The sequence below is a fragment of the Pseudomonas sp. LBUM1672 genome (assembly GCF_059695655.1).
On sequence record NZ_CP166781.1, the window covers coordinates 6397522 to 6409895 of the forward strand.

Annotated in this window: 10 protein-coding genes; 8 read left to right on the forward strand and 2 right to left on the reverse strand. The window is 60.9% G+C overall.

The features are described 5' to 3' along the window. Window positions 1–28 precede the first annotated feature (28 nt). Both ACA053_RS29295 and ACA053_RS29300 read right to left on the reverse strand, forming a co-directional pair. Window positions 29–1327 (reverse strand): glycosyltransferase, encoded by a 1299-nt coding sequence (locus ACA053_RS29295; RefSeq protein ID WP_497394266.1) that lies wholly within the window; start codon window positions 1325–1327, stop codon window positions 29–31. Next, window positions 1321–2898 carry a glycosyltransferase gene (locus tag ACA053_RS29300; protein ID WP_497394267.1) on the reverse strand — a complete coding sequence of 526 codons (1578 nt, stop codon included), beginning with the start codon at window positions 2896–2898 and terminating at the stop codon, window positions 1321–1323. Before ACA053_RS29300 ends, ACA053_RS29295 begins: the two co-directional genes overlap by 7 nt. A 428-nt stretch (window positions 2899–3326) precedes the next feature. Here ACA053_RS29300 and ACA053_RS29305 point away from each other — a divergent pair, with 428 nt between their 5' ends. From ACA053_RS29305 to ACA053_RS29340, 8 genes are read left to right on the forward strand one after another with little or no spacing between them, the layout of a single operon-like run. After that, on the forward strand, window positions 3327–4241 hold the full coding sequence (locus tag ACA053_RS29305) for a GDP-mannose 4,6-dehydratase (protein WP_497394268.1): 915 nt from the start codon (window positions 3327–3329) through the stop codon (window positions 4239–4241). Then, window positions 4238–5209, forward strand: coding sequence for a GDP-mannose 4,6-dehydratase (gene gmd, locus ACA053_RS29310; RefSeq protein WP_497394269.1), 972 nt, complete (start codon window positions 4238–4240; stop codon window positions 5207–5209). The genes ACA053_RS29305 and gmd overlap by 4 nt, the downstream gene beginning before the upstream one ends. Before the next feature lie 3 nt (window positions 5210–5212). Beyond that, window positions 5213–6655, forward strand: a complete 1443-nt coding sequence (locus ACA053_RS29315) for a mannose-1-phosphate guanylyltransferase/mannose-6-phosphate isomerase (protein ID WP_497394270.1) — start codon at window positions 5213–5215, stop codon at window positions 6653–6655. After that, entirely contained in the window at window positions 6656–7453 is a 798-nt protein-coding gene (locus ACA053_RS29320) for an ABC transporter permease (RefSeq protein ID WP_109626927.1), read from the forward strand. Continuing rightward, on the forward strand, window positions 7453–8703 hold the full coding sequence (locus ACA053_RS29325; RefSeq protein WP_497394272.1) for an ABC transporter ATP-binding protein: 1251 nt from the start codon (window positions 7453–7455) through the stop codon (window positions 8701–8703). The genes ACA053_RS29320 and ACA053_RS29325 overlap by 1 nt, the downstream gene beginning before the upstream one ends. Next, window positions 8700–10067, forward strand: coding sequence for a glycosyltransferase family 4 protein (locus tag ACA053_RS29330; protein WP_497394273.1), 1368 nt, complete (start codon window positions 8700–8702; stop codon window positions 10065–10067). The genes ACA053_RS29325 and ACA053_RS29330 overlap by 4 nt, the downstream gene beginning before the upstream one ends. Then, window positions 10051–11181 (forward strand): glycosyltransferase family 4 protein, encoded by a 1131-nt coding sequence (locus ACA053_RS29335; protein WP_497394274.1) that lies wholly within the window; start codon window positions 10051–10053, stop codon window positions 11179–11181. Before ACA053_RS29330 ends, ACA053_RS29335 begins: the two co-directional genes overlap by 17 nt. A gap of 1 nt (window position 11182) precedes the next feature. After that, the gene (locus ACA053_RS29340) at window positions 11183–12313 is read left to right on the forward strand and encodes a glycosyltransferase family 4 protein (RefSeq protein WP_497394275.1); all 1131 of its coding nucleotides are present in this window, start codon (window positions 11183–11185) and stop codon (window positions 12311–12313) included. Window positions 12314–12374 lie beyond the last annotated feature (61 nt).

The following is a 12374-nucleotide window of genomic DNA, read 5'->3' on the forward strand; positions in this document are numbered from 1 at the left end:
CTATATACCCGATGCAACGCTGCGCGGGTCATGCTTCGGGGGTATCCACGGCGACGCAGGTTTCAAGGAGCTGCGCGAAGAAGACTTTCAGCCGTTGCTCGGCAGTGGCCTGGCTGCAGAATTTTTCCAGGCTGGCCACCGAATGCGCGGACATCTGCGCGTAACGCCCGGCATCGTTTTTGGCGACGTCATAGCTGGCCCGATAAGCGCGGCACAACGACGCCCAGTTCGTCACGTACCGCAGGGTCCGGAACGCCCTGCGCGGGTCGTGAGGCCAGGCCGTCAGCTCGTCGGTGGAGTCGATCAGGAACGCATTGTCGGCATCCAGGTAATCGATCATCGCCGTGGTCCGTGGCGCCACGGCCGGTTTGCCGCAGGACATGAACTCCATCAACGGCAAGCACTGGCCTTCGCCGTAGGAGGTGTTGACCACGTAGCTGGTTGCCTGCACCAGCTGCTCGTAGTCCGCATCCGCGAGGTAGCCGTAAATCAGCACGATGCGGCAGCGGTAAGACTGGTTTTTGTACAAATGGTGAAGGATGTCGGTCAGCGCCGCTTCGGCGTCGTGGTGGGTCAGTTTGAGCACCAGCGTCGCGTCATCGACCTCGCGGAACGTCACGCAGAAGGCACTGAGCATGTCTTCCCAATTCTTGCGCCCGTCACCCGGGTTGAACACTGAGGTGTAGATCACGCCGTCGAGCACCAACTCGTGTTCACGGGGCGGCGCCTCGAAATCGATACCTTCACCTTCGCGTAAAGGCGCCGGCCCAAAGGCCCGCAAGTCGAGCGTGCGGCTGTCTGCCACCAGGCCTTTGATCTTCAGTCGCACCTGGCTGGCCAGTGGTTGACGCTGCAACTGGGCGCCACGCGCCGAGAATCGGTCCCACACCGGCGCCGGCACCGCGACGATCGGATAGTCGGCGCCCATCGCCTCGTGCACGGCGTTCACGGTGTAGCCGGAATGGGTAATCGCCGCGCCTGAAGCGCGCAAAACCGTGCGCCAGTCATTGCGCGGCTCACCGGCAAAGGGTTCGTTGGGAATGGTGCTGAATTCCCACGCAAACACCGGCAAGGTCGGACAGGCGAAGTGCACCGGCGTGCAATGCGGCGGCGAGAACGACAGGAACACGCAGTCTTCACCACGGGACAGCGCGTCGAGGTACAAGGCATCGACTTCGGTCTGCGGATCCCTGACTTCTACCACGCGCCCCAGGCGTTCCAGCACCGGCCGGTACTCCTTGAGCACGAAGTAATAGCTGTACTCCGAACGGCCAAGGTTCTGGGCAATGGTGTGCTGGTTGGTTTCCGAATGAATGATGATCAGCATGAGGCGTTATCCGTCACAGCCGCTGCCGGCAAAACCTGCGGCGTCAGCCCGAAAAAATCCGCCAGGCGCTTCTGCACCGGGGCGAAGGCGCAGTAGTCGCGCATACGCTCGACCGCGTCGGCAGACATGCGCTGGTACGCCTGCGGTTGCTCCTTGGCCATCCGATAGCTGTTTTCGTAGGCGATTTTCAGCGACCCCCAGTCCGGTCGATAACGCAGGGTCCGGTAGATGATCCGGGTGTCCTGGGGCCAGATGGTCAGCTCTTCGCTGGACTTGACCACAAACGCCACACGCTCATCGATGTAATCCTCCATGGCGGTGTGGTTCGGGGCAATCACCGGTTTGCCGCTGGCCATGAACTCCATCAGCGGCAGGCACAAACCCTCGCAGCGCGAGGCGTTAACGTAATAACTGGCCGCTTCGTACAGCCGGGCATATTGCGGATCGTCCAGGTAGCCGTGCATCACCACCACCCGACAGGCGAACGGCGAAAGTTGCGCGAGCAAGGTCATCAGTTCGTCGTAATAGGACGACAGGTCGCTTTGGGTAATCTTCAGCACCAGCGTGGCGTCCTCCGTTTCGCGGAAGGCCCAGCAGAAGGCGGTGATCAATTGATGCCAGTTCTTGCGACCGTCCCGGGGGTTGAACACCGTGACGTACACCACGCCGTCGACGTGAGTCTCGACCTGGCCAGTGGTGTCCGGCCATTGACGCGGTTCAGGCTCATGCACGGCCATCGTCTGCGGGCCAGCGATGGCCGGCAAAAACCCGGCAAGCCGTTCATGAGCGGCGTCCGACAGCAAGTCACGAACGCCTTCCCAATACCACTGGCTCAGAAAGTGCGTGCGATGCACCGGGATGGGCAGTGTTTTGCCCATGTCCCGGCGCCACAGGTGCAGGTAATGGCGAGCAATGACGAAGCGGCGTTTCAAGGTCAGCGGCGGTGGCTTCGCGGCTTCCGCTTCAGCCTCTCGCGCGGCGATTTCTTCGGCCGTGGGCACGACCGGGATCAGTGCGTCAGCGCTGAGCCCGAGGGTACGGGTGTCGAAAATGCAGCCCTTGATCTCCAGAGTCGAACCGGCATTGACCGGGACGCTGGTGTGGTTGCTGCGAATCGTCGCGAAGTTCTCCCACAGTGGCGTGGGCAAAACCAGCACGGGGAAGTCTTCACCCATGGCTCGCCGAATCGCCCGGGCCGTGTGACTGGAAAGCGTAATGACCCGACCCTGGCGCGCGAGCATTTGCGTCCAGTCCTGGCGCGGGTCGTTGTCCCACTGCTCATCGGGAATGGAGTCGAACTCCCAGGCCACCACGCAGATCGTCGGGCACTCAAGGTCGTTCGGGGTTTTCTGCGGCGGCGTAAAGGACAGGAACAGGCTGTCTTCGCCGGCAGCCAACAGTTGTCGATAAAGAGGATCGACCTCGGCGGTGGAGGACACCACATGCACCCGCCCGAGGCTTTCGAGCACCGGGCGATACGCCTTGAGCACGAAGTAATAACTGTATTCGGGACGGCCGAGGCTCTGGCTGATGGAGCTGTCGTTGACGTCCGAGTAAAGAATGAAATTCATGGCATCCCACGATGAAACCGCCATCCCGGCAGCCTCACTCTATGACGGCAAAGCCACGGATCGACCCGGAGTTTGCCGGTCGTCGTCCATCGTCTTCTTGCCCGTCTACGTTCTTGTTTTAATGGTCAGTTTCGCGGGGTGTGAATACCACCCGGCCGAACCCTGGGTAATCGTGACGAGGGGCATTCTAAACACATCCGCTGAGGATTCGTGAACCGCCCGGCGAGAATAAATCGGGCTACGCTAACGAGAACTGACCGGTCACGGTGGGACCTGTTGAAATTGCCGCGTAATTGGCACAGATTGGCTACCAAACAACTACAACAAACGTTTCGCCTGTCTTTCGACCAAGGAATCCACCCGGTCTGTCAGACATCTCCATAGAGCCTGTGGGGAATGGACGAAATGCATGACCAAGGGGCTGCTGTTTGAAAAAGCGTCTGTTCGTTACGGGTCTCAGTGGATTCGTAGGACAACACATCCAATCTCGCCTGCAGGCCGGTGCCTCGGAATGGGAGCTTCTGCCTGTCGCCGCCCGTTACGATCTCGCTGAGCCCGGCACCCTCGACGGCCTCTGGCCCGAGATGCCCGACGCGGTCATTCACCTGGCTGGCCAGACCTTCGTTCCCGAAGCCTTCCGCGATCCGGTACGCACGCTGAATATCAACCTGCTCGGCACCCTGAACCTGCTTCAGGCACTCAAGGCCCGCGGCTTCAACGGGACCTTTCTGTACGTCAGCTCCGGCGACATCTACGGCCAGGTGATGGAATCAGACCTGCCGATTACCGAGCTCCAGCCACCCTGCCCGCGCAACCCCTATGCCGTGAGCAAACTGTCGGCCGAGTTCCTCAGCCTGCAATGGGGCCTGAGCGAAGGCTGGCCGGTACTGGTCGCCCGCCCGTTCAACCACATCGGCACCGGTCAGAAAGACAGCTTTGTCATCGCCAGCGCCGCGCGGCAGATCAACCGTATCAAACAAGGCCTGCAAGCCCCGCAACTGGAAGTCGGTGACATTGATGTCACTCGCGATTTCCTTGATGTCGGCGATGTCGTGTCGGCCTATCTGGCGCTGCTGGAAAAGGGCACGCCGGGGCAGGTCTACAACATTTGCTCGGGGCGCGAGCAGAGCATCCGCAGTTTGATCGAACAGTTGGGGGACCTCGCCCAGGTCGACATGCAATTGATTCAGGATCCGGCGCGTCTTCGCCGCGCGGATCAGCGTCGCGTTTGTGGCAGCCATGCCAAGCTCGCCCAGACCACAGGATGGACGCCTGAAATCACAACACAACAATCCCTGCGGGCGATCCTGTCCGACTGGGAGAAGCGAGTAAAAGAAGAATGACAAAAAGTGCATTGATCACAGGGATCACCGGTCAGGACGGCGCCTATCTGGCCAAACTGCTGCTCGACAAGGGTTATAAAGTTCACGGCCTGGTGGCACGGCGCAGCAGCGATGCGCGCTGGCGTCTGCGTGAGATGGGGGTCGAGGGCGACATCGTTTACCTGGACGGCGACATGGCCGATGCGTGCTCGGTGCAGCGTGCGGTGATCAAGTCCGCCCCGGACGAAATCTATAACCTGGCGGCGCAAAGCTTCGTCGCGGCCTCCTGGGATCAACCGGTCACCACCGGCATCGTCGACGGGCTGGGCGTGACTCATCTGCTCGAAGCGATCCGCCAGTTCAGCCCGCACACGCGTTTTTACCAAGCGTCGACCAGCGAAATGTTTGGCCTGATCCAGGCCGCGCAGCAGGACGAGAACACGCCGTTCTACCCGCGCAGCCCTTACGGCGTGGCCAAGCTGTACGGCCACTGGATCACCGTGAACTACCGCGAAAGCTTCAACCTGCACGCCAGCAGCGGGATCCTGTTCAACCACGAATCACCGCTACGCGGCATCGAGTTCGTGACCCGCAAAGTGACCGACGCCGCCGCCCGCATCAAGCAGGGAAAACAGCAGGAACTGAGCCTGGGCAACATCGACGCCAAACGCGACTGGGGGTTTGCCGGCGATTACGTCGAAGCCATGTGGCTGATGCTGCAACAGGACAAGCCTGACGACTTCGTGGTCGCCACCGGCGTCACCACCACCGTACGCGAGATGTGCCGCATCGCCTTCGACCACGTGGGGCTCAACTACCGCGACTTCGTCAAGATCGACCCGGCGTTCTTCCGCCCGGCCGAGGTCGAAGTGCTGCTCGGCAACCCGGCCAAAGCCCAGCGCGTACTGGGCTGGAAGCCAAAAACCGATCTGGATACCTTGATCCGCATGATGATGGATGCGGACATGAAACGCGTCGCCAAGGAGTAGGCCATGCTGATTCCTGTGATTCTCTCCGGCGGTGCCGGTACTCGCTTGTGGCCGGTGTCCCGCGAGGGCCATCCCAAGCCGTTCATGACCCTGCCCGACGGCCAGTCGCTGCTGGGCAAGACCTATCGGCGGGCGGCCGGGTTGCTCGATGGCTGGGGCGATATCGTCACGGTGACCAACCGCGACTATTACTTCCAGAGCAAGGATCACTATCAGGAGGCGCAGCTAAATCGCCATCGCGGGCACTTTCTGCTGGAGCCGACGGGCCGCAATACGGCCCCGGCCATCGCTGCCGCGGCCCTGTCGCTGCAAGCCCTGCACGGCGATGAAGCGATCATGGTGGTGATGCCCGCCGACCATTTGATCCTCAATGAAGATGCCTTGAAGTCCGCGGTCGAACACGCCATGGCACTGGCCAAAGATGGTTTCCTGGTGACGTTCGGCGTGGTGCCGACCGCCCCGGAAACCGGTTTCGGTTACATCGAGACCGGCGCGGCGCTGGACGGAAAAGGCGCCGCGAAGGTGCAGCGCTTCGTCGAAAAACCGGATCTGCAAACCGCCACCCAGTACCTGGAAAGCGGCAAGTTTCTGTGGAACTCGGGAATGTTCTGCTTCTCGGTCGCGACCGTACTGGCCGAACTGCAGGTCCACGCGCCCGAGCTGCTGGAGCAGACGCAAACCTGCATGGCGCAAAGCGCCCCCGTGGAAACCGCCGGGTGCCTGCAACAGGAATTGTCCCCGGCGCTGTTCGCCGAGATCACTGACATTTCCATCGACTACGCCTTGATGGAACGCTCCGACAAAGTGGTCGTGGTGCCCGCCGGTTTCGACTGGAGCGACATCGGTTCCTGGGGCGCAGTGGCCGCGCTGGTACCGGCGGATAGGCAAAACAATCGCGCCAGCGGGGACGCGGTGTTCGTCGACAGCCACAACAACTTTGTCCAGAGCGAAGACCGGCTGGTGGCGGCAGTGGGTGTGGATAACTTGATCATCATCGACACCGCCGACGCGGTGCTGGTGGCCCATGCCGATCGCGCCCAGGATGTGCGCCGGGTGGCCAAGCAGCTCAAGGACAAAAAGCACGAGGCCTATCGCCTGCACCGCACGGTCAGCCGCCCTTGGGGCACCTACACCGTGCTCGAGGAAGGCCCGCGCTTCAAGATCAAGCGCATCGTGGTCAAACCCGGCGCCAAGCTGTCGCTGCAAATGCACCATCACCGCAATGAACACTGGGTGGTCGTCGAAGGCATGGCCAAGGTCACCAACAATGGCACCGGCACTCACCTGGTGGCCAAGAACGAATCGACTTTCATTGCCGCCGGCCACAAGCATCGCCTGGAAAACCCGGGCGTGATCGACCTGGTGATCATTGAAGTGCAAAGCGGCGAATACCTGGGAGAGGACGATATCGTTCGCTTCGAAGACCAATATGGCAGGACGGTTTGAATGCTGCTTTCCCTATACCGCTCACTGTGCAGCCATCGAGGGTTCATCCTCGGTAGCGTCCAGCGAGAGTTTCAGGCGCGTTACCGCAATTCGCTGTTTGGTGCCCTATGGCCGGTGCTCAATCCCCTGTCGATGATCATCGTCTACACCGTGATTTTTTCTCACATCATGCGCGCCCGCCTGCCGGGTGTGGATGACAGCATGGCCTACAGCGTGTACCTGTGCGGCGGCTTGCTCGCCTGGGGACTGTTTGCGGAAATCACCCTGCGCAGCCAGAACATGTTTCTGGAAAACGCCAACCTGTTGAAGAAAATCAGCTTCCCGCGGATCTGCCTGCCGGTGATTGTCTTGATCAACGCCGGCATCAACTTCGCGATCATCATCGGCCTGTTCCTGGGTTTTCTGCTGTTCACGGGACGTTGGCCGGGCATGGCGTTGCTGGCGTTGATACCGCTAATGGCGTTGCAAATGATGTTCTGCGCCGGGCTGGGAATGATACTCGGCGTGTTGAATGTCTTCTTCCGTGATGTCGGGCAACTCTTCGGCATCTGCCTGCAATTCTGGTTCTGGCTGACGCCCATTGTGTACCCGATGAGCATCCTGCCGGACTGGGTTCAGCGCCTGCTGCAACTCAACCCACTGACCAACCTGATCGTCAGCTATCAAAACATGTTTCTCTATGGGCAATGGCCGGTCTGGAGTTCGCTGCTGCCGATTTTTGTCACCGGCGTGGTGTTCTGTCTGATCGGGCTGCGTCTGTTTCGCCAGCGCGTCGGCGAAATGGTGGATGAACTCTGATGGGGCATATTCGCGTCACCGGCCTGGGCAAGGCCTACAAGCAATACCCGAACCGCTGGAGCCGACTGGCCGAGTGGCTGATCCCGTTCTCGCCCAAGCGTCACCACGAGCACTGGGTGCTGCAAGACGTCGAATTCGAGATCGCCCCCGGTGAAGCGGTGGGCATCGTCGGGGTCAACGGTGCGGGCAAAAGCACCTTGTTGAAGATGATCACCGGCACCACCCAACCGACGTGCGGCAAGATCGTACTCGAAGGCCGGGTGGCGGCGCTGCTGGAACTGGGCATGGGGTTTCACCCGGACTTTACCGGTCGACAGAATGCAATCATGGCCGGGCAATTGCTGGGCATGCAGGTCGATGACATTGAAGCGCTGATGCCCGAGATCGAACATTTCGCGGAGATCGGCGAAGCCATCGACCATCCGGTGCGGACCTACTCCAGCGGCATGCAGATGCGCCTGGCGTTCAGCGTGGCCACCGCTCGACGTCCGGACATCCTGATCGTCGACGAAGCGCTGTCCGTGGGCGATGCCTACTTCCAGCACAAGAGCTTCGAACGCATCCGCAGCTTCCGCAAGGCCGGCACCACCCTGCTGATCGTGTCCCACGACCGCTCGGCCATCCAGGCGATTTGCGATTCTGCCATCCTGCTCAAGGACGGCCGCATGGCCATGCACGGCAAACCCGAAGCGGTCCTGGACTATTACAACGCCATGATGGCCGAACGTGAAGGCCAGATCGTGCGTCAGGAAATGCTCGCGGACGGGGAAGTGCAAACGATTTCCGGCACCGGTGAAGCGGGCATCCTCAGTGTGCGGTTGCTGGACGAGAATGAACGTTCCATCGACGCCGCCGAGGTCGGCCAGGCCGTGGTGCTGGAAGTCCAGGTCGAAGTCCGTCAGGACATCGAGCGATTGGTGCTGGGCTTCATCCTCAAGGACCGCCTGGGTCAGATGATGTATGGCATCAACACCCATCGCCAGGACAAGGCCCTGACCGATCTGCACGCAGGAGAGCGCTACACGTACCGTTTTGCCTTCGTCATGGGCCTGGGCAAGGGCAATTATTCCGTGTCCCTGAGTCTGTCGCGGCTGGACTCGCATCTGGACCGCAACTACGAATGGCGCGATTACGGGTTGGTGTTCCACGTGATCAACAACCGGCATGAAGACTTCGTGGGCTGCTCGTGGCTGGCGGCGAAAACCACCATTACCCGCTCCGGGTCGACTGTTTCGGAGCGCACGCCATGACCCGTCTCCTGGTGGAATGCACCCACGTGTTCCAGCACCCCAAGGTCAATTCGGGCATTCAGCGGGTGGTGCGTAACGTCATCAATCAGCTGCCGGACAGTGTCGAGGGTGTCGAGTGCATTCCGGTGGTGATGCTCAAAGGCAAACTCTATCGGGTGCTGAAACTCGGCGCGTTGAACATCCCGTTTTTCGATGGTTTGATGACCTTCGGCGGACGATTGGGACGCCTTGCTCATCGTTTCTGGCAACTGCATCAACGCTTGCACAAACGCAGCAACTCGCGAGTGATCAAGCGCCTGCTGCACGTGGCCTACCGCCTCACAGCCATTACCTGCTTCAGCCTGCCGATACGGCTGATCGAGGCCATCAATCAGTATCAACTGCCCAAACGGTGCTCGCCGCTGCAGCATCAGCCGGGCGATCAACTGGTGTTGCTGGACTCTTCCTGGCACAGCGATTTCTTCCCGTTTGCCGAACAGCTCAAGCGTGAAGGCGTGGGCATCGTTTCGGTGATCTACGACCTCATCCCGCTGACTCACCCACAGTTCTACGACACGCGGCTGGTGCAGATTTTCAACGAGTGGTTCAACTGGATCACCCAAACCGCTGACGGCTACGTGGCGATTTCGGCCACGGTGCGCGATCAGGTACGAGAAGAACTGCAGCACCGGCTGGGCCCGGCCAAAGCCGATGCGCTGTGGTTCGACTATTTTCACCTCGGTTCCGAGCTGGACCTGAGCGAAGCCACCGCTGCCGTCGAGCCACGACTGACGCGCGTATTCGAAACGCCGGAACCGGTTTTTTTGATGGTCAGCACCATCGAGCCGCGTAAGAACCACGATTACCTGCTCGACGCTTTCGAACGCGCCTGGGCCTCGGGTTCGCACGCCCGGTTGTGCATCGCCGGGCGTATCGGCTGGAAGTGCGACGCCCTGCTCGCCCGCGTGCGCAATCACCCGCAACTGAACCAACGCCTGTTCATGTTCAACGACCTGAGCGACACCAGCCTCGAACACGCCTATTCCCACGCCAGCGCGCTGGTGTTTCCGTCCTGGGTCGAAGGCTTCGGCCTGCCCCTGGTCGAAGCGATGCAACGCGGTTTGCCGGCCATGGGCAGCGACATTCCGATCTTCCGCGAAATCGGTGGCGAGTTCATGGCGTACTTTGATTTGGCCGAACCGCAAAGCCTGGCAGACCTGGTCACCGGTTTCGAACGCTCGGGGCAATTCCCGGCGGTTCGCAGTGTGGCGGACTGGCAGTGGATCGGCTGGCGTGAAGCCAGTGCGCAACTGGCCGAACGCACCGTGCGCAATCTGGCAGAAGCGCCGGTCGTGCAAGAGAGGCAACATGCGAATTGCCCTTAACGCCCGGATCCTGCAAGCCCCGCGCACCGGCATCGGCCATTACGTCGCCGAACTGGCGAACGCCCTGGCTGATGAGCCCGATGTCGAACTGACGCTGTTCCACGGTTGGGGCTGGAGTTCGGATTTGCCGGAAGCCGCCATGCCCGGCTACTCGCGACTGACGCCGTTGCTGCGACAGATTCCGGGGGCTTATCAGGCCCGGCGCTGGCTGGAGCAGAAACGCTTCGATCAAGGGCGCTCGAAGACCATCGACCTCTATCACGAACCGAGCCTGTGGCCGCTGTCGTTCGACGGCCCGACGGTCATCACCCTGCATGACCTGACGCACCTGCACTACCCCGAGACGCAACCCCCCTCGCGCCTGCGGGAAATCGAGCGGCGACTGGCCGACGGCGTGCAGCGGGCGAGTCTGATTCTCACCGACTCGCAGTACATTGCCGACGAAGCCCAAGCGTATTTCGCACTGCCGGCCGAGCGTTTTGTCGTCGCGCCGCTGGGCGTGGCCGCACGTTTCCATCCACGGGAACCTGAAGCCATCGACGCGGTGCTCAAGGCCCACGGCGTTGAGGCGCGGGAATACTTTCTGTGCGTCGGCACCCTTGAGCCGCGCAAGAACCTGACGCTGGCCCTGCGTGCCCACGCCCGACTACCGGAAGCCGTGCGCCAGCGTTTTCCACTGCTGATCGCCGGCATGGCCGGTTGGCAGGGCGAACAGTTCAGTGACGAATTGCGCGCCGCCCTGGCCACCGGCGATGTGTGCCTGCTGGGCTATCTGCCCGATGAAGCGCTGGCACAACTGCTGGCCGGCGCCCGGGCCTTGGTCTTTCCCTCGTTGTACGAAGGGTTCGGCCTGCCCGTCCTGGAAGCCATGGCCAGCGGCACGCCGGTGATCCTGACCCGGCATTCGGCCATGCCGGAAGTCGCGGGCGCCGCCGGCAACTACATAGCACCGGACGATCCGGACCAATTGCGCGATGCCATGAGCCGACTCATCGACGACCCGCTGCATTGGCAGGTCTGTCGCGAAGCCGGTTTGCAACAAGCGAAGCTTTTTTCCTGGGCGCGTTGCGCGAAGGCCACGGCCCGCGCTTACCGCCAGGCTATGGGAGACTGATATGCGCGTACTGCACTTCTATAAGACCTATCTGCCGGATTCGATGGGTGGCATCGAACAGGTCATTTTTCAACTCTGCGAGAGCGGCGCGCGCCACTCGGTCGACAGCACGGTACTGACGTTGAGCAACAACCCGGCACCTGGCGCGATACAGATCCGTCAGCACCAGGTTCATCAGGCCCGGATGGATTTTCAGATGGCCTCCACCGGTTTTTCCTACAGCGTCTTCAAACAGTTTCGTGAGCTGGCGGCTGAGGCGGACGTGGTCAATTACCACTTTCCCTGGCCCTTCATGGACCTGGTGCATTTTTTCAGCGCCACTAAAAAGCCCTGCGTGGTGAGCTACCACTCGGACATCATTCGCCAGCGCCATTTGCTCAAGCTCTACCGTCCATTGATGCGTCGTTTCCTGGACAGCGCCGACCGAATCGTCGCAGCCTCCCCCAACTATTTTCATACCAGCGATGTGCTTCAGGAGTACCGCGATAAAACCCGCGTCATCACCTACGGGCTGGACAAGTCAGGTTATCCACAGCCTGAAGCGGAACGTACCGAACGCTGGCGCAAACAGGTGGGCGACCGCTTCTTCCTGTTCGTCGGCGTCATGCGCTACTACAAGGGGCTGCATATTCTGCTGGACGCGATGCAAGGGCTGAATTATCCGGTGGTGATCGTTGGGGCCGGACCGCTGGAAGTCGAACTGCATGCCCAGGCCAAGGCCTTGGGATTGCAAAATTTGCACTTCCTGGGGCGTTTGGGTGACGAGGACAAGGTGGCCTTGCTGGAGTTGAGTTACGCGGTGGTGTTTCCGTCACACCTGCGCTCGGAAGCGTTCGGCATCTCGCTGCTCGAAGGCGCGATGTACGGCAAGCCGATGATCTCCAGCGAAATCGGCACCGGCACCAGCTACATCAACATCCACAACGAAACCGGGCTGGTGGTGCCGCCGAGTAATCCACAGGCGTTCCGTGAAGCGATGCGCACGCTGTGGGAAAACCCGACGCGTGCAGCGGAAATGGGCGTGAAGGCTGAGGCGCGGTATCGGCAGTTATTCACCGCTGATGAAATGGGCCGCAAGTGGACCGAGCTGTATGAAGAACTGCTGGAAGAAAAATCCCTGTCCTACGCCTGACTGCTTTTCTGTGGGAGTGAGCCTGCTCGCGATAGTGGTGTATCGGTCGACATCAATGTGA